Origin of the sequence: Pimelobacter sp. 30-1, assembly GCF_018831735.1 — a bacterium.
Taxonomy (GTDB): Bacteria; Actinomycetota; Actinomycetes; order Propionibacteriales; family Nocardioidaceae; genus Nocardioides.
Map to the genome: position 1 here is coordinate 145668 of NZ_NHTS01000006.1, position 19843 is coordinate 165510.

Genomic DNA, 19843 nt, shown 5'->3' on the forward strand with positions numbered 1-19843 from the left:
ACGCGATGGCCACCACGACGATGACTCGGCCGACGAGCACCAAGCGGAACACCGGACGCGAGATCGAGGGACGCGACAGCGTCGGTCTCTACCTCGACGAGATCGCCCGCACCCCGCTGCTCGACGCGGCTCGCGAGGTCGAGCTCGCGAAGACGATCGAGGCCGGCCTGTTCGCCGAGCACCTCCTCGCCCAGGGCCGCGTCGGCCGCAAGAAGGGCGGCGCCCCCAAGCAGGCCTCCGAGGCCGAGCTGGAGTGGATCGCCGAGGAGGGCCGCAAGGCCGTCACGGAGTTCATCAACGCCAACCTGCGCCTCGTGGTCTCCATCGCCCGCAAGTACGGCCGGGCCCAGATGCCGATGCTGGACCTGATCCAGGAGGGCAACACGGGCCTGATCCGCGCGGTCGAGAAGTTCGACTACGCCAAGGGCTACAAGTTCTCCACCTACGCCACCTGGTGGGTGCGCCAGGCGATCACCCGCGGCATCGCGCAGCAGGCGCGCGTCGTACGGCTGCCGGTGCACGTGGTCGAGGAGCTCAACCAGGTCGGCGGCGCCCGTCGTACCCTCGAGCGCCAGCTGGGCCGCGACCCCGAGCCCGCCGAGATCGCCCAGGAGCTCGGCATGGAGGTCGAGCGGGTGCTCGACCTGATGGCCTGGGGCCGCGAGCACGTGAGCCTCGACACCCCGGTCGACGAGGACGGCGACACCTCCCTCGGTGACCTGATGGCCCAGGAGACCGCGCCGGGCCCCGACCTGACCGTCCTCGACGTCGAGTCCCGCGACCGGCTCAACAGCCTCGTCGACCAGCTCGACCCGCGCGCGGCCGACATCATCCGCTCCCGCTACGGCCTCACCGACGGCCGCCAGCACAAGCTCGCCGACATCGGCGTCAAGCACGGCATCTCCGCCGAGCGGGTACGCCAGCTCGAGCGCGAGGCGCTGCAGAAGCTGCGCCGCCTCGGCGACCCGGACCTGGCGTCCGGCTCGGCCGCCTGAGCGCCTAGGCCGGCTGCGCGAGCAGCGCCTCGAAGACCTCCGTCACACGCTGGCGGAGGCCTTCGCGCGTCCCCGTGTTCTCGATCAGGTACGTCGCCACCGCCCGCCGCTGCTCCCGGGTCGCCTGAGCGGCCATCCGGGCCCGCGCGTCCTCCTCGGTCCAGCCCCGGTCGCGGACCATCCGCTCGACCTGGACCTCCTCGGGGGCGTCGACCACGATGACCGCGTCGAACTCCCCCGCGCGACCCGACTCGACCAGCAGCGGGATGTCGTGGACGACGATGCCGTCGGCGGGGGCGGCCGCCTCGAGCTCGGCGTAGCGCTCGAAGACGAGGGGGTGCACGATGCCCTCGAGCACCCGGCGGCGCGCCTCGTCGGCGAAGACCAGCGCGCCCATGCGGGGCCGGTCCAGGTCGCCGTCGGCGGTCAGCATCTCGGGGCCGAAGGCCTCGACCACGGCCGCGAGGCCCGGTGTTCCCCGGGCCACGACCTCGCGGGCGATGAGGTCGGCGTCGATGACGACCGCCCCCAGCTCGCTGAGGATCGACGAGACAGTGCTCTTCCCCGAGGCGATCCCCCCGGTCAGTCCGACGCGCACATGCGGACCCTACTGTGGCCCCGTGGAGAACGACCGGGTCGCCCTGCTGCTGCCCGGCTCGCACGCCTACGTCGACGCGGTGCTGCGCATGCTCACCGCCGGCGTCTTCCCGATCCCCCTCGACCCGCGGCTGACCGCGACCGAGCAGGAGCGGATCCTGGCCGGGCTCGACCCGACCGCGGTCGTGCGCACCGACGACGAGCTGCGGGCGCTCGTCGCGACGCTGCCGCCCGCCGGGCTGCCCCGGGGGCGGCCGATGCACTGCACGAGCGGGACGACCGGCGTACCGAAGGGGGTGTTCTCAGGTCTTCTGGCGCCTGCCGACGCCGCGGCGCTGGTCGCCGAGGAGCGCGACCTGTGGGGCTTCTCCCCCGACGACGTCAACCTCGTGCTGAGCCCGCTGTACCACTCCGCGCCGCTGCGGTTCGCGATGGGCACGATCCTCGCGGGCGGCCGGATCGTCATCCCCGGACCGTTCGACCCGGCCGCGGTCACCGCGGCGATCGAGGCCGAGCGGCCGACCACGGTGTTCTGCGTCCCGACCCACCTGCAGCGGCTCTTCGCGCACTGGGACGAGCACGGGATGCCCGACCTGTCGTCGTTCCGGCTCGTCGCGCACGCGGGTGCGCCCTGTCCGACCGACCTCAAGCACCGCCTGGTCGAGGCGTTCCCGGACGGCTCGACGTGGGAGTTCTACGGCTCGACCGAGGGCCAGTTCACCGCCTGCCGCAGCGAGGAGTGGCTCGCCCGCCCCGGCACCGTCGGCCGGGCCCGCCCCGGCCGGACGCTGAGCACCGATCCCGACGGGACGATCTGGTGCACGGTGCCGTCGTTCGCCCGGTTCAGCTACTTCGGCGCGCCGGACAAGACCGCGGCCGCCTGGCGCGAGACGCCCGAGGGACCGGCGTTCTCGGTCGGGGACCTCGGGCGGATCGACGCCGACGGCTACCTCTACCTCGACGGGCGCCGCGAGGACCTCATCATCAGCGGCGGCGTCAACGTCTACCCGACCGAGGTCGAGCAGGTCCTGGGGACCTGCCCGGGTGTCACCGACATCGCCGTGTACGGCGTCGCGGACCCCGCGTGGGGGCAGCGGGTGTGCGCGGCGGTGGTCGGCTCGGTCAGCGCGGCCGACCTGGCGGCGTACGCGCGGGGGCACCTGGCGCCGCCGAAGCGGCCCAAGGACTACGTGTTCGTGGGCGAGCTGCCGCGGACGCTCACCGGCAAGGTGCGGCGGAGCGAGCTCGGGCCACGGTGATCGCCGTCGGTGCGCCCGGGGTGCCGTGGCGCTCAGCACGCACCCGGAACCGCCAGCGCGGGGCGAGCGGCAGGCGGGTGCCCCGCCAGCGGGGAAGGGTGGTCCGGACCGGAGCCGTCCAGCCGACCCCCGTCCGCCGCTGCACGGCGTAGGACGTCGCCCCGGCGACCGGCGCCCAGGCCAGGCGCACACAGCGACGACCGGCGCCGGCCACCCGCAGCCGGGTCGGTGCGGACGGAACCACGACCGGAGGAACCACGACCGGAGGAACCACGACCGGAGGCGGACCTCCCGGTTGCAGGCTGGCCACCCCCGAGCGGACCTCGCCCTCGGGCAGGTCGTCGCCGCGCACCGGCTGCAGCCGGAACTCGTAGCGGTGGTGCCGGAGGAGCCCGACCGGGACGAGCCGTCCGTCCGCGGGGAGCAGGTCGGGCAGCCGGTTCCATGCCTCGCGCGCAGTCACGTCGCGGCGCCAGAGCAGCTGACCCGTGGCTCCCGGACCGGCCGTCCAGGACAGGGCGCCGGTCGTGTCGACCGTCAACGTCGCCGGCGTCCGGGGCCCGACCTCGGGCATCGTGTCCGGCAGGAGCGCCGCCGGGCCGATCCCGAGGCGGTGGAGCGCGTCGGCGACCGCGGTCGCGATCCGGACCTCGCCGCGCGCGTTGGGGTGCGAGGTGTCGTAGGTGTCACGGACGAGGTCGTAGCCCGCGGCCGTCGCGGCGAGGACGACGTGCGACAGCTCGGTGGTCAGGGAGGACACGAGGCCGGCGAGCTCCGCGTTGAGCTCGGGCGCCTCCGGGAACCAGTGCTGGGTCACCTCGCTCACGACGACGTCGATGTCCGGTCGCACCGAGCGGGCCGCGGCGACGAGACGGCCGACGCTGGCCGCGACCTGCGCCGGAGTCTCGGTGGTCCAGATCAGGTCGTTGATGCCGAGCATCACGACCAGCACGTCCGGCTGGTGGGTCGACACGAGCGACGTCACCGCTGTGTCCGGCAGGGCCGCGAACATCCCCCACTGTGCGGCGTGGTCGCGGTCGAAGGCAGGGTCGGCGTACGAGATCGCACCGGGACCGTCCGTGCGTGCGTCCCAGAGGTCGGCGCGCGGGCCGACCAGGTCGGCCGAGACGCCGGCGGTGACGAGCCGCCGCCAGAGGCGGTAGCGCCACGTCCAGTCCCCCGACGAGCCTTGGGTCACCGAGTCGCCCAGCAGCATGATGCGTACCGGGTCGCCGGAGGGCGCGCCGGAAGCCGTCGCCGGCATCATCGCCAGCGACGCCACCACCAGCGCAGCCCCGAGCACCGCACGCGCCCATCGGTGCATGCCGTCCCTCCGGCGGCGAGCCTAGGGCAGATCGGGGCTACGGGTTGATCAATTCGAGCGCCAACCACGTGCTCACCCGCGCCGCCGGGTCGTCCAGGTCGACCCCGAGCAGGCGCTCGACCTCGGCGAGGCGGTTGCGGACGGTGTTGCGGTGGATGCCGAGGTCGTCGGCGACGGCGCCGCGGGAGCCGTGGTGGCGGAGGAAGGCCGCGAGGGTCGTGCGGAGGTCGGCGTCGAGGGGGGCGAGGAGGGAGGCCGCGTACTCGTGGCCGAGGGCGGGTGGGATGAGGGCGAGGGGGCCGGCGTCGGCGACGTCCTCCCAGCGGCGGACGGGGGTGGCGGTCGTGGTGCGGTCGAGGGCGTGGCCGGCGGTCTCGGCGCTGCGGCCGGCGTCGGCGGCGGGGACCAGGCGGCCGATGCCGGCGCGCAGGCCTGCGTCGGCGTGCTGGGTGAGGATGGTGACGACGGCGGCGACCTGACCGGGCGGGAGGGCCGCGGTGAGCTCGCCGGCGACGCGGCCGGCGAGCAGGCCGTCGTCCTCGAGCCGTTCGAGGACGTCGTCGCGGACCTCGTCGGGGGCGGCCACGCGCAGCACGCGCAGGCGCTCGGGCACCGGGGGCGCGCCCTCCGCCACCGCCAGCAGTACGTCGGCCGAGCGGCGGTCGCCGGCGACCAGGAGCTCGAGTGCGCGGCCCCGGAGCCGCCGCTCGGCGGCCCGGCGCTCGGCGCGGCGCTCGACGGCGAGGCTGAGCAGGACGGCGGCCGTGCTGATCGCGGCCCGGAGCGGGTCGCCGAGGCTGCTCGGGGCGGCGACCGCGAGGTAGTGCTCGGGGCGTCCGGCCAGGCCGATCGGGCGGACCACCGTGGCGACCGGGCCGTGGGCGGTGGTGGACACGGTGCTGGAGACCGCGCCCAGGCCCTGGCCGCGGATGCCGGCCACCTCGGTACGGACCAGGGCCAGGTCGAGCCGGTCCGGGTGGGCACCGAAGGGACCCTCCTCGGGCTCGCCGTCGCGGTGCACGAGCGCGACGGAGCCGTCGAGCAGCTGGGCCAGGCGCTCCAGGAGGGGGCGCAGGTCGAGACCGAGCGCGGCCTGGGTCAGCCGGCGCTGCAGGTCGAGGGCGAGCCGGGTCGCGGTCGCCTCCTGGTCCTGGAGCAGCTCCGCGGCGGCGCGGGAGACGGCGACGAAGGTGGTCGCCGCCGGGACCTCCAGCAGGGTCAGGCCGCGGGCCCGGCAGGCGTCGACGAGGCGGTCGGGCAGCCGGTCGTGGGTCAGGCCCACGCCCATGCCGAGCGCGGCGGCGCCGGCGCCGGCCAGGCGCTCGACGTACGGCTCCCACTCGTCGCTCCACCCGCGGGTGCCCAGGCCCGTGGTGAGCAGCAGCTCGCCGCCCTCGAGGAAGGGCGTCGGGTCGGCCAGCTCGCTCGTCGCGACCCAGCGCAGGGCCGGACCGCCGGCCTCGTGCACCGGGCGCAGACCGAGTCCGGGGACCGCGACCAGGTCCGCCACCGTCACCATGCCGCCAGTGTCGCACAACTTGCACAACGACGAAGTCCAGATTGTGCAGCACGGTCATGGCGGGCGGCGCGCCGCGGACCTACCGTCATCAGAGACGCACCCGGCGATCCCGGGTACCCCGCTTCCACGGATCCCACGGAGGACACCCCATGAGCCAGCAGCCCACCGGCGGCCCCAGCATCACCCAGGAGCGACGCCTCGTCACGGCCATCCCCGGCCCGCGCTCGCTCGAGCTCGCCGAGCGCAAGGCCAAGGCCGTCGCCTCCGGCGTCGCGGTCGGCCTGCCGGTGCAGGTCGTGGCGGCCGGCGGCGGCATCCTCGTGGACGCCGACGGCAACCAGCTCATCGACCTCGGCTCCGGCATCGCCGTGACCACCGTCGGCAACAGCGCCCCGCGCGTGGTCGAGGCGGTCACCCGCCAGGTCGCCGAGTTCACCCACACCTGCTTCATGGTCACCCCGTACGAGGGCTACGTCGCCGTGGCGGAGAAGCTCAACGAGCTCACCCCCGGCTCCCACGAGAAGCGCTCCGCGCTGTTCAACTCCGGCGCCGAGGCCGTCGAGAACGCGGTCAAGATCGCCCGCACGGCCACCGGCAAGCAGTCGGTCGTCGTCTTCGACCACGCCTACCACGGCCGGACCAACCTCACGATGGCGATGACGGCGAAGAACATGCCGTACAAGAAGGGCTTCGGCCCGTTCGCCTCCGAGGTCTACCGCGCCCCGCTGTCCTACCCCTTCCGCGACGGCGGCCTCGACGGCGCCGAGGCGGCCCGCAAGGCGATCGACGTCATCGAGAAGCAGGTCGGCGCCGACAACCTCGCCGCCATCGTGATCGAGCCCATCCAGGGCGAGGGCGGCTTCATCGTCCCCGCCGACGGCTTCCTGCCGGCGCTGGTCGCCTGGTGCCGCGAGAACGGCGTCGTCTTCGTCGCCGACGAGGTGCAGACCGGCTTCGCCCGCACCGGCGAGCTGTTCGCGGTCGACCACGAGGGCGTCGTCCCCGACCTGATCGTCACCGCCAAGGGCATCGCCGGCGGTCTCCCCCTCGCCGCGGTCACCGGCCGCGCCGAGCTGATGGACGCCGCACACGCCGGCGGCCTCGGCGGCACGTACGGCGGCAACCCGCTCGCCTGCGCCGCCGCCCTCGCCGTCATCGAGACGATCGAGGCCGAGGGCCTGGTCGACCGCGCCCGCACCATCGGCAAGACGATGACCGAGCGGCTCTCCGCGCTCCAGGAGAACGACCCGCGCATCGGCGAGGTCCGCGGCCGCGGCGCGATGATCGCGGTCGAGCTGGTCAAGGCCGGCACCACCGAGCCCGACGCCGACCTGACCAAGAAGGTCGCCGCCGCCGCCAACGCCCAGGGCATGGTCGTGCTGACCTGCGGCACCTACGGCAACGTGCTGCGCTTCCTGCCGCCGCTGTCGATGCCCGACCACCTGCTCGCCGAGGCCCTCGACCTCCTCGCCGAGATCTTCCAGGAGAACTGATGACCGCGCTCCACGAGCCCGTCGCCCCCACGGCGACCGGGCCGCTGGCCGACGCCCGCACGCAGCTGCGCGAGGCCACCACCCTCCTCGGGTACGACGAGGGCCTGCACCAGATGCTCGCCACCCCGCGCCGCGAGGTGACGGTCAGCATCCCCCTGCGCCGCGACGACGGGACGACCGAGCTGTTCGTGGGCCACCGCGTCCAGCACAACTTCTCGCGCGGCCCGGCCAAGGGCGGCCTGCGCTACTCCCCCGACGTCGACCTCGACGAGGTCCGCGCGCTGGCGATGTGGATGACCTGGAAGTGCGCGCTCCTCGACGTCCCCTACGGCGGCGCCAAGGGCGGGGTCCGGATCGACCCGCGCAACTACTCGCAGGCCGAGCTGGAGCGGGTCACGCGCCGCTACACCAGCGAGATCAGCCCCCTCATCGGTCCCGAGCGGGACATCCCGGCGCCCGACATCGGCACCGACGAGAAGACGATGGCGTGGCTGACGGACACCTACTCCGTCCAGCAGGGTCACACCGTCCTCGGCGTCACCACCGGCAAGCCGATCAGCCTCGGCGGCTCCCGCGGCCGGGCCACCGCGACCTCGCGGGGCGTGGTGCACGTGGCGCTCGCCGCGCTGCGCTCGCGCGGCATCGACCCGGCCGGCGCCACCGCGTCCGTCCAGGGCTTCGGCAAGGTCGGCCGGTACGCCGCCCGCTTCCTCGCCGAGGCCGGCACCCGGGTCCTCGTCGTGTCCGACCAGTACGGCGCCGTGTCGGCCGAGGCCGGCCTCGACATCCCCGGCCTGGAGCGCCACGTCGACGCGACCGGCTCGGTCGTCGGCTTCGCCGGCGGCGAGGAGGTCCCCGCCGAGGCGGTCCTGGAGGCCGAGGTCGACCTGCTCGTCCCCGCTGCCGTCGAGGGCGTCCTGCGCGGCGACAACGCCGGCCGGGTGCGCGCCCAGGTGATCGTCGAGGGCGCCAACGGCCCGACCACGCCCGAGGCGGACCGGATCCTGCAGGAGGCCGGGCGGCTCGTCGTACCGGACATCCTGGCCAACGCCGGCGGCGTGATCGTGTCCTACTTCGAGTGGGTCCAGGCCAACCAGGCCTACTGGTGGAGCGAGACCGAGGTCGAGGCCCGGCTGGCCGAGCGGATGCTCGCCGCCTGGGACTCGGTCAACGCGGCCGCCACCCGGCTCGACGTCCCCCTGCGCACGGCGGCGACCTGCCTCGCCGTCGAGCGCGTGGCCCAGGCGCACCAGCTGCGCGGCCTCTACCCGTGACCCTCCCACCGACTGGAGACGACCATGAGTGACACCACCTTCGAGGTCCACGACCCGGCGACCGGCCTGGTCATCGAGAACATCGCCGACGGCACCGTCGAGGACGCGACCCGCGCCGTCGACGCGGCCGCCGCCGCCTTCCCGGCCTGGGCCGCGACCCCGACCCGGGCCCGTGCGGAGATCCTGCGCCGCTGCTACGACCTGATGATCCGCGACGCGGACCTGCTCACCGGCCTCATCGCCGCCGAGAACGGCAAGTCCGTCGCCGACGCGCGCGCCGAGGTCACCTACGCCGCGGAGTTCTTCCGCTGGTTCTCCGAGGAGGCCGTGCGCGGCGAGGGCACCTACAGCGACGCGCCCAACGGCGGCGCCCGCACGCTGGTCACCCACGCGCCCGTCGGCGTGGCCGCCCTCGTCACGCCGTGGAACTTCCCGGCCGCGATGGCGACCCGCAAGATCGCCCCGGCGCTGGCCGCCGGGTGCACCGTCGTCCTCAAGCCGGCCGCGGAGACCCCGCTGACCGCGCTCGCGGTGGCGAAGATCCTGCTCGAGGCCGGCGTTCCCGAGGGCGTCGTCAATGTCGTCCCGACGACGGACGCCGCGTCGGTCGTCACCGCCTGGCTGGAGGACCCGCGGGTCCGCAAGGTCAGCTTCACCGGCTCCACCGGCGTCGGCCGCACCCTGCTGCGCCAGGCCGCGGACCGGGTCCTCAACACGAGCATGGAGCTCGGCGGCAACGCACCCTTCGTGATCACCGCCGACGCCGACATCGACGCCGCCGTGGCCGGCGCGATGATCGCCAAGTTCCGCGGCGGCGGCCAGGCCTGCACCGCGGCCAACCGCTTCTACGTGCACGCCGACGTCGCGGCCGAGTTCGTCGAGAAGTTCGGCGCGGCCGTCGCGGCGCTCAAGGTCGGCCCGTCCGCCGACGCGAGCAACCAGATCGGCCCGGTCATCAGCGAGAAGGCCCTGACCGGCATCACCAAGCTGGTCGACGCCGCCGTCGCCGACGGCGCCCGGGTCGCCGTCCAGGGCGCGGTGCCCGAGGCCGGCTGGTTCTTCCCGCCGACGATCCTGGTCGACGTGCCCTTCGGCGCCCCGATCCTGTCCGAGGAGATCTTCGGGCCGGTCGCGCCGATCGTGACCTGGACCGACGAGGCCGAGATGATCGCGTCGGTCAACGACACCGAGTTCGGCCTGGCGGCGTACGTCTACGCGGGCCGGCTGCAGGACGCCCTGCGCCTCGGCGAGCAGGTCGAGGCCGGCATGGTCGGCATCAACCGCGGCATCGTGTCCGACCCCTCCGCGCCGTTCGGCGGGGTCAAGCAGAGCGGCATCGGCCGCGAGGGTGCCCACGAGGGCATCCGCGAGTACCAGGAGACGCGCTACTACAGCGTCGACTGGAGCTGAGTCAGTCACGAGACCCAGCTCAGGCAGCCGCCCCCCACCTTCGTCCTCGGTGGGGGGCGGTTCTGCGTTCAGTCCAGGCAGAACTCGTTGCCCTCGACGTCCTGCATGACGATGCAGGACTCGTTCTCCTCGTCGGCCTCGAGCACCTGCAGGCAGGTCGCGCCGAGCGCCACCAGCCGGTCCCGCTCCCCCAGTAGTACGGCGAGCCGCTCGGCGCCCACGAGTCCCGTCCCGGCCCGCACGTCGACGTGCACCCGGTTCTTGGCCACCTTGCCCTCGGGGACGCGCTGGAAGTAGAACCGCGGTCCCGCGCCCGTCGGGTCGACGCAGGCGGACCAGGCGGTCTCGCCCTCGGTCCCGGGCCCCGGGACGTAGCCGAGCACCTCGCACCAGAAGCGGGCGACGCGGCCGGGTGCCGCGCAGTCGAAGGTGATCTGGATCTGTCGCACGGTCGTCATCCCGCCACGGTAGACGGCAGCCCGAACGCGTCGAGCACCTCGGCCTCGATGAAGACCGAGCTGCGCGGGTCCCGAGGGCAGAGGACGCTTCCCCCTGCTCGTGAGCGCGGTGAGGCCGGCCTGGGTGGCGATGCGGTAGAGCCAGGCCCGCAGGTAGGTCTCCTGGACCACGTCCTCGGCGTCGTGGACCGAGCCGAGCAGCCGCTGGCAGTGCGCCGTCAGGTCGCCGCGGAAGGGCTCCACCGCGGCGGCGAACCCGGCGTCGTCGCAGGTCGTCGGCGCCGTCCTTCTCGCGCCTCCTCAGGCCGGGCGGTCGTGGTGCCCCGCGATCACCCACCTGCCGTCGCGCCGCACGAGCACCCAGGTGGCGACGACCTTCCGGTCCTCCGGAACCTCGCGTTCACCCGCACGCAGGATGCCCCCATCGCGTCCCGGACGGCGGTCCGGCCGGCGCGCAAGGAGCCGGGCAGGACGGCGGGCGCGTCCTCGGCGTAGTGCCGGACGAAGGCGTCGGCGTCGTGGTCGGCCAAGGCCCGGCCGGTGGACGGACTCACCGATACCTACTCGCGGCGGAGACGGCACTCACCGGCCCCGGCGCGACTCCTCGCCGCGGTCGAGCACCTCCCTCCACGGTGTGTCCACCAGAGCGGGGCCCGGCGAGCCCGACCCGGCTGCGCCGGTAGGATTCCGATGTGAAGGCCCTGCTGCTCGAGAACATCCACCCGGCCGCCGTCGAGACCCTCGAGGCTCGCGGCTACGACGTGGAGCTGCGTGCCGGCTCCCTCTCCGAGGACGAGCTGATCGCGGCCCTCTCCGAGGGCGTCCAGCTGCTCGGCATCCGGTCCAACACGACCGTGACGAAGCGGGTGCTCGACGAGTCCCCCGGCCTGCTGGCGATCGGCTGCTTCTGCATCGGCACCAACCAGGTCGACCTCGTGACCGCGGCCGAGAAGGGCGTCGGCGTGTTCAACGCGCCGTACTCCAACACGCGCAGCGTGGTCGAGCTGGTCATCGCTGAGCTCATCGCGCTCGCGCGCCGCCTGCCGGAGAAGACCCAGCGCATGCACGAGGGCACCTGGGACAAGTCCGCCAAGGGCAGCCACGAGGTCCGCGGGCGCACCCTCGGCATCGTCGGCTACGGCAACATCGGCACCCAGCTCTCCACCGTCGCCGAGGCCCTCGGCCTCAACGTCGTCTTCTACGACACCGCCGACCGCCCGGCCCACGGCACCGCCCGCCGGATGCGCTCGCTCAAGGACCTCCTCGCGGTCGCCGACGTCGTCAGCCTCCACGTCGACGGACGCCCCGGCAACGCCGGCTTCTTCGGCGCCGCCGAGTTCGCCGCGATGAAGCCCCGCGCGCTGTTCCTCAACGCCTCGCGCGGCATGGTCGTCGACTACGAGGCCCTGCGCGACAACCTGATCTCCGGGCACATCGCCGGTGCCGCCGTCGACGTCTTCCCTGCCGAGCCCAAGGCCCAGGGCGACGCCTTCGACTCCGTCCTGCGCGGCCTCGACAACGTCATCCTGACCCCCCACATCGGTGGTTCCACCCAGGAGGCGCAGGAGGAGATCGGCTGGTTCGTCGCCGAGAAGCTCGCCCGCTTCGCCCTCGAGGGCAGCACCGCCCTCTCGGTCAACCTGCCCGCCGTCCTGCCGCCGGAGCTGCCGGCCGGCCACCGCATCGGCCTCCTCCACCGCAACCTGCCCGGCGTCCTCGCCGAGCTCAACGCCACCTTCGCCACGGCCGGCGACAACGTCGTCGACCAGCACCTGGCCACCAAGGACGGCCTCGGCTACGTCGTCACCGACGCCGCCGCACCGCTCTCGGCCGAGGCGATCGAGACGCTGAGCAAGGCCGAGTACTGCATGTGGGTGCGCACCTGGTGAGCACCACCCCGCCGCCGGGCGGCTACTCGCCGTACACGCCGGACGCCACGCCGGACGCCGAACCGCCCGTGTGGTGGCGCCGGTCGTGGGTGCTCGCGATCGCGGGCCTGGTGGTGGGGGCCGGTCTCGGCACGGGCATCGGCGTCGCCGCGTCCCCCGCGGCCGACCCCGAGCAGTCCCCGGAGTACCGCACCCTCGCCGCGGAGAACAAGCAGCTCGGCATCGAGCTCGACGCCGTCCGCGGCCCGATCGCGGAGGTCTCCGAGCGCAAGCGCGAGCTCGACGACTTCGAGGCCGAGCTCGACGAGCGGCTGGCCGAGGTCACCGCGCTGGAGCAGAACGTCGAGAAGCGCGAGCGCGCCGTCACCCGGACCGAGAACACCATCGAGCGCGGCACGCTGCGCGACGGGGTCTACGAGGTCGGCGTCGACATCAAGGCCGGCACCTACAAGACCAAGGGCGGGCCGGACTGCTACTGGGAGCGCACCCGCGGTGCGGGCGGCGACATCATCGCCAACCACTTCGGCGACGGGCCGGCGATCGTCACGGTCAACCGCGGCGAGACGCTCGAGCTGAGCTGCTCCGGCGCGGGCTGGACGCTTCAGCGCTAGCCCGCACCGGAGCGGTGTGCACGGTGCGCGGGTCAGCCGTGCGCGTGCATCACGTGCTTGACGCGGGTGTAGTCCTCGAACCCGTAGTGCGACAGGTCCTTGCCGTAGCCGCTCTGCTTGAACCCGCCGTGCGGCATCTCCGCGGTCAGGATCATGTGGGTGTTGACCCACACGCACCCGAAGTCGAGCTCGGCGGTGAACCGCAGCGCAGTCCCGTGGTCGCGGGTCCAGACGCTGGAGGCGAGGGCGAAGTCGACGCCGTTGGCGAGCGCCAGGGCCTCGTCCTCGGTGGTGAACGTCTGGAGGGTGACGACGGGGCCGAAGACCTCGTGCTGGACGAGGTCGTCGTCCTGGCCCAGCCCGGCGACGAGGGTCGGGGCGTAGAAGAAGCCGTCGGTCCCGACCCGGTGGCCGCCCGTGAGCACCCGCCCGTACGACGGCACGGCGGCGACCATGGCGCTGACCCGGGCGAGCTGGTCGGCGTTGTTGAGCGGGCCGAGGTCGGCGCTCTCGTCGGCCGGAGGGCCGACGCGCAGGGCGCCGACGGCGGCGGTGAGGCGCTCGGTCAGCTCGTCGGCGATCGACGCGTGGACGAGGATGCGGGTGACGGCGGTGCAGTCCTGGCCGGCGTTGAAGAAGGCGCCGCCCACGATGCCCTCGACGGCGGCGTCGAGGTCGGCGTCGGCCAGGACGACGGCCGGGGCCTTGCCGCCCAGCTCGAGGTGGACGCGCTTGACGTCGGCGGCCGCCGCGGCAGCGACGGCCTTGCCCGCGCCGGTGGACCCGGTGATCGACACCATCGCGACGGCCGGGTGGTCGACCACGAGAGCGCCGGTGGTCCGGTCGCCGCAGACGACGTTGAGGACGCCGGCCGGCAGCACCGACGCGGCGATCTGGCCGACCAGGGCGGCGGTCACGGGCGTGGTGTCCGAGGGCTTGAGGACGACGGTGTTGCCGGCGGCGAGCGCGGGCGCGATCTTCCAGATCGCCATCAGGAACGGGTAGTTCCAGGGCGCGACCTGGCCGACGACGCCCACCGGCTCCCGGCGCACGTACGACGTGTGCCCCTCGACGAACTCGGCCGCGCCGGAGCCCTCGAGCGAGCGGGCGAGGCCGGCGAAGTAGCGCAGGTGGTCGATGCCGGTCTCGATCTCCTCGGTGCGGCACAGCGCGACCGGCTTGCCGGTGTTCTCGACCTCGGCGGCGAGCAGGTCGTCGGCGCGCGCCTCGAGGGCGGCGGCGAGGTCGAGCAGCAGGCGCTGGCGCTCGCGCGGCGTGGTCCGGCGCCAGGCCGGGAAGGCCCGGGCGGCGGCCGTGCAGGCGGCGTCGACGTCGGCCTGGGCGCTGAGCGCGGCCAGCGCGAACACCTTGCCGGTGGCGGGGTCGACGAGCTCGGTGGTCGCGCCGGAGGCGGCGGGGACGACCTGGCCGTCGATGACGTTGTGGATCGTGCGCATCAGGCGGGCTTGCCCGGCAGCACGGAGAGCATCTCGTAGGCCACGTGGGCCGCGGCGATGCCGGTGATCTCGGCGTGGTCGTAGGCCGGGGAGACCTCGACGATGTCGGCGCCGACGACGTTGAGCCCGTCGAGGCCGCGGAGCACCTCGAGCAGCTGGGCGCTGGAGAGGCCGCCGGCCTCCGGCGTACCGGTGCCGGGGGCGAACGCCGGGTCGAGCACGTCGATGTCGAGCGAGACGTAGACCGGGCGGTCGCCGAGGCGATCGCGCATCCGGTTGATGATGTCGTCGATGGGCGAGCGGACGAAGTCGCGCGCGTGGACCGCGGAGAAGCCCAGCTCCTCGGACTCGTCGAGGTCGAGCTTGCTGTAGAGCGGCCCGCGGATGCCCATGTGCATCGCGTGGGAGAAGTCGATCAGCCCCTCCTCCGAGGCCCGGCGGAACGGCGTCCCGTGGGTGTAGGGCGCGCCGAAGTAGGTGTCCCAGGTGTCGAGGTGGGCGTCGAAGTGCAGGACGGCGATGGGCCCGTGCCGCTCGTGCTGCACGCGCAGCAGCGGCAGCGCGATCGTGTGGTCGCCGCCGATGGTGAGCAGCGTGCGCGAGGTGCCGGACAGGTCGCGGGCACCGGTCTCGATGGCCGCGATCGCCTCGTCGAGCGAGAACGGGTTGACGCCGAGGTCACCGGCGTCGGCGACCTGGGCGCGCGCGAAGGGCTCGCTGTCCTGGGCCGGGTTGTAGGGGCGCAGCAGGCGCGAGGACTGGCGGATGTGGTTCGGGCCGAACCGCGCGCCGGGCCGGTAGGAGACGCCGCCGTCGAAGGGGACGCCCCAGATGACGGTGTCGGCGTCCTGGACGTCGGTGAGGCGGGGCAGCCGGGCGAACGTGGTGTCGCCGGCGTAGCGCGGGACCTGGGTGGCGTCGACGGGTCCGACGGTCATGCGATTCCTCCGGGGGTGTGGGACTGCTGGGCGAGGAGCTCGCCGGCTCCTCGCTTGCCGGACTCGATGGCGCCGTCGATGAACGCGCGCCAGCGGGTGGCGGTGTGCGAGCCGGTGAAGTGGACCCGGCCCTCGGGGCGGGCGAGCGCCTGCTCGAACTTGGCGAACTGGCCGGCCCGGAAGGTCGCCCAGGTGCCGTAGGAGAACTCGTCGTGCACCCAGTCGTGGGTGGCGGCGTCGACGACCACGGCGTCGGGCGCGTACTCGCGCACCGCGCGCTGGACGTCGGCCAGGTCGCTCGCGTCGACCCGGTCGTGCTCGGGGGCGAAGCAGACGAGCACGGTGCCCTGGGGCGACTCGTGCATGGCGCCGACGTAGTCGAACGCGGTGCCCCAGCCGTAGCCGCTGATGTCCTCGGGCACGTTGGTCGCCAGCGCCCAGACCTTCTGGCCCTGGCCGGCGTGGTTCTCGTGCGAGGCGGCGAGCTTGTCGGCGGGCAGCGCCGGTTCCCAGGTGATGTCCTTGAGGACGCCGATCGGCACGGTGACGAGCACCCGATCGGCGGTGGCGACTCCCCCGTCGTAGGTCACGGTGACGCCGGCGTCGTCCTGGACGACGCTGCGCACGGGCGAGGAGAGGCGGAGCTCACCGGCGAGGTCGGCGCGGATCGCGTCGGCCAGCGACTTGGTGCCCTCGGTGAACGTGTAGCCCAGCACCGAGGCCTGGACCATGCCCCACAACGAGTTGTCCATCGACGCGCACCACCGGATGATGTCGAGCGCGGAGCCGATGGACTCGTGGGCGTTGGCGCAGCCGCAGAACCACGAGATGAGCAGCTCGCGGGCGTTACCGGTCAGGCCGGCGTTGTCGGCCCACTCCTCGATGGAGACGTCGAGGTCGGCGAGGTCCTGCTCGGACAGGCGCCGGGTGAAGTCGAGGCGGTCGCCGGCGGCGAGCAGCTGGCGCACGGCGTGCTCCAGCTCGCCGTACTCGGCGGGGCTGCAGGGCAGCAGGGTGTCGAGCACCTTGCCGTGCGCCGACCAGGTCATCCGGTCCGGGAGCACGGAGTCCTCGATCGGGACGCCGTAGCGCTCGACCTCGCCCCAGACGTGGGTCTGCTGGGGGACGATCCAGGTGCCGCCCATCTCCAGGCCCACGCCGCCGAGCAGGTCGGTGCGGTACCAGGTCGAGCCGCCGATCCGGTCGCGCGCCTCGAGCACGAGGACGCTCCTGCCCGCCTCGCCGAGCTCGCGGGCCGCGGTCAGGCCGGAGAATCCGGCCCCGATCACGATGGCGTCGTAGTGCGGATGGTCCATGGGTGGCTCCTCGTCACCGGAGAAACTGGTTGCCCGTTCAGGGTGACCCAGGTCACCGGGGGTCGGCAGGGGCAGATCCTCCAAAGTCTCCGAAGGCCATTGGATGATCCTCCAGCGCCCAGGGTACGGCTCAGCAGGCGAACTGCCGCCGGTAGCTCTGCGGGCTCACCCCGCGCACCCGCACGAAGTGGTGGCGCAGCGTGGCCGCGTTGCCGAAGCCGACCTCGCCGGCGATCCACTCCACCGGCTGCTCGGTGCGCTCCAGCAGCTCCTCGGCCGCGGCCACCCGCTGCCGGGTGACCCAGTGGTGCGGCGTGGTCCCGGTCTCGTCGCGGAAGCGCCGGGCGAAGGTGCGCGGCGACATCAGCGCCCGCTTGGCCAGCGCCTCGACGCCGTGGTCCTCGCCGAGGTTCTCCAGGATCCAGGTGAGCAGCGGGCCGAGGGTGTCGGCATCGCAGTCGGGCACCGCCCGGGAGATGTACTGCGCCTGCCCCCCGTCGCGGTAGGGCGGTACGACGGCGCGCCGGGCGATGATGTTGGCGACGCTGGCGCCGTGCTCCTGGCGCCAGATGTGCAGCGCCGCGTCGAGGCCCGCCGCGCTGCCCGCACCGGTGACGACCTGGCCGGCGTCGACGTACAGGACCTCGGGGACGACCTTGGCCGCCGGGAACTCGCGCTGGAGCCGCTCGGTGTACATCCAGTGGGTCGTGCACTCGCGCCCGTCGAGCAGCCCCGCCTGGCCGAGCATGAACGCCCCGCTGCACACCGACAGGATCCGGGCGCCGCGGTCGTGCGCGGCCCGGATCGCCTCGATCACCGCATCGCTCGGCTCGGCCTGCTTCATCGCCGGGACCCCCACGAGATCGGCCGTCGCGAGCCGGTCGAGCCCGTGCGCGGCCTGCATCGTGAAGCCGGCCGAGGTGGACATCGGCCGGTCGTCCTCGGCGCACACCGCGAAGTCGATCGGCGGGACCCCGTCGCCGGTGCGGTCGATGCCGAAGGCCTCGCAGAGGATGCCGAGCTCGAAGGGCGCGACCCCGTCGAAGGCGAGGACGGCGACGTTGGTCAGGCTCACCGGACCACCATCGCACCGCACTGGCAGGAAATCAACGCAATGCGGCAATGCTGCCACTGGTGGCAGTAATCCCTACCAGAGGAGGATTACTGCCATGAACCTGGCCTACAACCTCCTGTCCCTGCTCCTGCTCGCCATGATCGTCCTGGCCCTGCTCACCTGGGTCCGCCGCGACGACCTCAGCACCGGCCGCGACCTGCACGGCGACCGGCGCCCGGCTCACCGCGAGCGCAAGCCCGACGTCCGCACGCTCGTCGCCCGCGACACCTCCGACGCCTCCGACGCCTCCGACGCTTCCGAGCGCACGGCCACCACCCGCACCCGCCGCGGCGACACCGCCCGGCGCGGCTCCCGGAGCCGGGTGCGCCACGCCCCGGCCATGACCGCGCCGGTCACCTCGCGCCCGGCCACGAAGTAGCGCCCTCGGTACGCCGCTCCCCCGGAGGACGGCGTACCGGACGGGTTTTCGGGCTCGGCCGCAGGAGCGGGCGGGTGGTGCGCCAGGCACCACCCGCCCGCATCGTTTTTGCCTGAGCACCGTCCGGGCTCGTAGGCCAGGAGGATCCGGCGGCCGTCATGGCGCGAGCTCCCGATCTCCGGCCGCTCGCCGGTCCCGTCCGGCGCCACATCAGCCGCCCGCCGGGGCGCAGCGCACCCCGTCACAGCTGAACTGCTGACCGCCCCGAAAAGCCCGAAGGCCCCGACCTGTCGGTCGGGGCCTTCGTGGTGCTACGGGGCGACGGATCAGTTGCCGCCGGTCAGCTTCTCGCGGAGCGCCTGGAGCGCCTCGTCCGAAGCGAGCGAGCCGCCGTTGTCCTCGGCCGGAGCGGAGGAGTAGGAGCTGGACTCGCCGGCCTCGATCTCGGCCTGCTTGGCCTCGGCCTGCTGCTTGACGTGGGCCTCCCAGCGAGCGTGCGCCTTGGCGTACTGCTCCTCCCACTTCGCGCGCTGCTCGTCGAAGCCCTCGAGCCACTCACCCGTCTCGGGGTCGAAGCCCTCGGGGTAGATGTAGTTGCCCTGCTCGTCGTAGGTGGCCTCCATGCCGTAGAGCGTCGGGTCGAACTCCTCGACGTCCGCGGCGGCGGTGGTCTCGTTGGCCTGCTTGAGCGAGAGGGAGATCCGGCGACGCTCGAGGTCGATGTCGATGATCTTGACCATGACGTCGTCGTTGACCTGGACGACCTGCTCGGGGATCTCGACGTGGCGCTCGGCCAGCTCGGAGATGTGGACCAGGCCCTCGATGCCCTCCTCGACCCGCACGAACGAGCCGAAGGGGACGAGCTTGGTGACCTTGCCCGGGACGATCTGACCGATCTGGTGGGTCCGGGCGAAGTGCTGCCACGGGTCCTCCTGGGTCGCCTTGAGCGACAGGGAGACGCGCTCGCGGTCCATGTCGACGTCGAGGACCTCGACGGTGACCTCGTCGCCCACGGTGACGACCTCGGACGGGTGGTCGATGTGCTTCCAGGACAGCTCCGAGACGTGGACGAGACCGTCGACGCCGCCGAGGTCCACGAACGCACCGAAGTTGACGATCGAGGACACGACGCCCTTGCGGATCTGGCCCTTCTGGAGCTGGGTGAGGAAGCCGTGGCGGACCTCGGACTGGGTCTGCTCGAGCCAGGCACGGCGCGACAGGACCACGTTGTTGCGGTTCTTGTCGAGCTCGATGATCTTGGCCTCGAGGGTCTGACCCACATAGGGCTGCAGGTCGCGGACCCGGCGCATCTCGACCAGCGAGGCGGGCAGGAAGCCGCGCAGGCCGATGTCGATGATGAGGCCGCCCTTGACGACCTCGATGACGGTGCCCTCGACGACGCCGTCGGCCTCCTTGATCTCCTCGATCGTGCCCCAGGCGCGCTCGTACTGGGCGCGCTTCTTGGACAGGATCAGGCGACCCTCCTTGTCCTCCTTCTGGAGGACGAGAGCCTCGACCTTGTCGCCCACCTGGACGACCTCGGACGGGTCGACGTCGTGCTTGATCGACAGCTCGCGCGAGGGGATGACGCCCTCGGTCTTGTAACCGATGTCGAGGAGGACCTCGTCACGGTCGACCTTCACGATGGTGCCGTCGACGATGTCGCCGTCGTTGAAGTACTTGATGGTCTGGTCGATGGCGGCCAGGAAGTCCGCCTCGGAGCCGATGTCGTTGATCGCCACCTGGGGCGCGTTGTCATCGTACTGACCGGACAGCGGGGTCGAGAGGGTGCTCGTCATGTGGAGGATAG

General features: G+C 73.1%; 17 protein-coding genes and 1 pseudogene. 8 read left to right on the plus strand and 10 right to left on the minus strand.

Going from position 1 to position 19843, the window contains the following annotated elements; all coding sequences use genetic code 11:
* Positions 1–5: 5 nt before the first annotated feature.
* On the plus strand, positions 6–995 hold the full coding sequence (locus tag CCO04_RS15635) for an RNA polymerase sigma factor RpoD/SigA (protein WP_252373347.1): 990 nt from the start codon (positions 6–8) through the stop codon (positions 993–995).
* 4 nt (positions 996–999) lie between these two features.
* Here the strand turns inward: CCO04_RS15635 and coaE are convergent, their stop codons facing one another.
* Positions 1000–1593 (minus strand): dephospho-CoA kinase, encoded by a 594-nt coding sequence (gene coaE / locus CCO04_RS15640; RefSeq protein ID WP_215815070.1) that lies wholly within the window; start codon positions 1591–1593, stop codon positions 1000–1002.
* 22 nt (positions 1594–1615) lie between these two features.
* On the opposite strand from coaE, the gene CCO04_RS15645 reads away from it, so the two are divergent.
* Positions 1616–2851 (plus strand): class I adenylate-forming enzyme family protein, encoded by a 1236-nt coding sequence (locus CCO04_RS15645; RefSeq protein ID WP_308281257.1) that lies wholly within the window; start codon positions 1616–1618, stop codon positions 2849–2851.
* Here the strand turns inward: CCO04_RS15645 and CCO04_RS15650 are convergent.
* Positions 2811–4175 carry a GDSL-type esterase/lipase family protein gene (locus CCO04_RS15650; RefSeq protein WP_215815072.1) on the minus strand — a complete coding sequence of 455 codons (1365 nt, stop codon included), beginning with the start codon at positions 4173–4175 and terminating at the stop codon, positions 2811–2813. The two genes, CCO04_RS15645 and CCO04_RS15650, sit on opposite strands and share 41 nt — an antisense overlap.
* 37 nt (positions 4176–4212) lie before the next feature.
* Positions 4213–5694 carry a PucR family transcriptional regulator gene (locus CCO04_RS15655; RefSeq protein WP_215815073.1) on the minus strand — a complete coding sequence of 494 codons (1482 nt, stop codon included), beginning with the start codon at positions 5692–5694 and terminating at the stop codon, positions 4213–4215.
* A gap of 149 nt (positions 5695–5843) precedes the next feature.
* Between CCO04_RS15655 and gabT the strand changes: the two genes are divergently transcribed.
* From gabT to CCO04_RS15670, 3 genes are read left to right on the plus strand one after another with little or no spacing between them, the layout of a single operon-like run.
* Entirely contained in the window at positions 5844–7187 is a 1344-nt protein-coding gene (gene gabT / locus CCO04_RS15660; RefSeq protein ID WP_215815074.1) for a 4-aminobutyrate--2-oxoglutarate transaminase, read from the plus strand.
* Entirely contained in the window at positions 7187–8461 is a 1275-nt protein-coding gene (locus CCO04_RS15665) for a Glu/Leu/Phe/Val dehydrogenase (RefSeq protein WP_215815075.1), read from the plus strand. Before gabT ends, CCO04_RS15665 begins: the two co-directional genes overlap by 1 nt.
* Positions 8462–8485: 24 nt before the next feature.
* Positions 8486–9871, plus strand: a complete 1386-nt coding sequence (locus CCO04_RS15670; protein WP_215815076.1) for an NAD-dependent succinate-semialdehyde dehydrogenase — start codon at positions 8486–8488, stop codon at positions 9869–9871.
* A 68-nt stretch (positions 9872–9939) separates the two neighbouring features.
* Here CCO04_RS15670 and CCO04_RS15675 read toward each other — a convergent pair whose 3' ends face one another.
* Complete coding sequence (locus tag CCO04_RS15675; protein ID WP_215815624.1) at positions 9940–10329, minus strand: VOC family protein; 390 nt, start codon at positions 10327–10329, stop codon at positions 9940–9942.
* Between the two features lie 153 nt (positions 10330–10482).
* Positions 10483–10572, minus strand: a pseudogene (locus CCO04_RS30090) (sigma factor); the annotation flags it as partial.
* A 449-nt stretch (positions 10573–11021) separates the two neighbouring features.
* On the opposite strand from CCO04_RS30090, the gene serA reads away from it, so the two are divergent.
* Together serA and CCO04_RS15690 are read left to right on the plus strand one after the other, a co-directional pair.
* Positions 11022–12218, plus strand: a complete 1197-nt coding sequence (gene serA, locus CCO04_RS15685) for a phosphoglycerate dehydrogenase (RefSeq protein WP_215815077.1) — start codon at positions 11022–11024, stop codon at positions 12216–12218.
* The gene (locus CCO04_RS15690) at positions 12215–12829 is read left to right on the plus strand and encodes a hypothetical protein (RefSeq protein ID WP_215815078.1); all 615 of its coding nucleotides are present in this window, start codon (positions 12215–12217) and stop codon (positions 12827–12829) included. The genes serA and CCO04_RS15690 overlap by 4 nt, the downstream gene beginning before the upstream one ends.
* Before the next feature lie 32 nt (positions 12830–12861).
* On the opposite strand, the gene CCO04_RS15695 is transcribed toward CCO04_RS15690, so the two are convergent.
* From CCO04_RS15695 to CCO04_RS15710, 4 genes are all read right to left on the minus strand, one after another.
* Positions 12862–14286, minus strand: a complete 1425-nt coding sequence (locus CCO04_RS15695) for an aminobutyraldehyde dehydrogenase (RefSeq protein ID WP_215815079.1) — start codon at positions 14284–14286, stop codon at positions 12862–12864.
* Entirely contained in the window at positions 14286–15224 is a 939-nt protein-coding gene (gene speB / locus CCO04_RS15700; protein ID WP_215815080.1) for an agmatinase, read from the minus strand. The genes CCO04_RS15695 and speB overlap by 1 nt, the downstream gene beginning before the upstream one ends.
* Positions 15221–16540: an NAD(P)/FAD-dependent oxidoreductase gene (locus tag CCO04_RS15705; RefSeq protein WP_215815081.1), complete on the minus strand. Its 1320-nt coding sequence runs from the start codon at positions 16538–16540 to the stop codon at positions 15221–15223. Before CCO04_RS15705 ends, speB begins: the two co-directional genes overlap by 4 nt.
* Before the next feature lie 130 nt (positions 16541–16670).
* Positions 16671–17615 (minus strand): helix-turn-helix domain-containing protein, encoded by a 945-nt coding sequence (locus tag CCO04_RS15710; RefSeq protein WP_308281258.1) that lies wholly within the window; start codon positions 17613–17615, stop codon positions 16671–16673.
* Positions 17616–17709: 94 nt separating this feature from the next.
* On the opposite strand from CCO04_RS15710, the gene CCO04_RS15715 reads away from it, so the two are divergent.
* Positions 17710–18033 carry a hypothetical protein gene (locus tag CCO04_RS15715; RefSeq protein ID WP_215815082.1) on the plus strand — a complete coding sequence of 108 codons (324 nt, stop codon included), beginning with the start codon at positions 17710–17712 and terminating at the stop codon, positions 18031–18033.
* A 326-nt stretch (positions 18034–18359) separates the two neighbouring features.
* Here the strand turns inward: CCO04_RS15715 and rpsA are convergent, their stop codons facing one another.
* On the minus strand, positions 18360–19832 hold the full coding sequence (gene rpsA, locus CCO04_RS15720) for a 30S ribosomal protein S1 (protein ID WP_215815083.1): 1473 nt from the start codon (positions 19830–19832) through the stop codon (positions 18360–18362).
* Between the last annotated feature and the right edge of the window lie 11 nt (positions 19833–19843).

What these genes read in the sequence shown, in the direction of transcription:
- gabT (WP_215815074.1), top strand. Translation starts at nt 5,844, where the DNA reads ATGAGCCAGCAGCCCACCGGCGGCCCCAGCATCACCCAGGAGCGACGC.
- CCO04_RS15715 (WP_215815082.1), top strand. Translation starts at nt 17,710, where the DNA reads ATGAACCTGGCCTACAACCTCCTGTCCCTGCTCCTGCTCGCCATGATC.
- CCO04_RS15635 (WP_252373347.1), top strand. Translation starts at nt 6, where the DNA reads ATGGCCACCACGACGATGACTCGGCCGACGAGCACCAAGCGGAACACC.
- CCO04_RS15705 (WP_215815081.1), bottom strand. Translation starts at nt 16,540, where the DNA reads ATGGACCATCCGCACTACGACGCCATCGTGATCGGGGCCGGATTCTCC.
- CCO04_RS15675 (WP_215815624.1), bottom strand. Translation starts at nt 10,329, where the DNA reads ATGACGACCGTGCGACAGATCCAGATCACCTTCGACTGCGCGGCACCC.
- rpsA (WP_215815083.1), bottom strand. Translation starts at nt 19,832, where the DNA reads ATGACGAGCACCCTCTCGACCCCGCTGTCCGGTCAGTACGATGACAAC.
- CCO04_RS15650 (WP_215815072.1), bottom strand. Translation starts at nt 4,175, where the DNA reads ATGCACCGATGGGCGCGTGCGGTGCTCGGGGCTGCGCTGGTGGTGGCG.
- CCO04_RS15695 (WP_215815079.1), bottom strand. Translation starts at nt 14,286, where the DNA reads ATGCGCACGATCCACAACGTCATCGACGGCCAGGTCGTCCCCGCCGCC.
- CCO04_RS15670 (WP_215815076.1), top strand. Translation starts at nt 8,486, where the DNA reads ATGAGTGACACCACCTTCGAGGTCCACGACCCGGCGACCGGCCTGGTC.
- CCO04_RS15655 (WP_215815073.1), bottom strand. Translation starts at nt 5,694, where the DNA reads ATGGTGACGGTGGCGGACCTGGTCGCGGTCCCCGGACTCGGTCTGCGC.
- CCO04_RS15665 (WP_215815075.1), top strand. Translation starts at nt 7,187, where the DNA reads ATGACCGCGCTCCACGAGCCCGTCGCCCCCACGGCGACCGGGCCGCTG.
- speB (WP_215815080.1), bottom strand. Translation starts at nt 15,224, where the DNA reads ATGACCGTCGGACCCGTCGACGCCACCCAGGTCCCGCGCTACGCCGGC.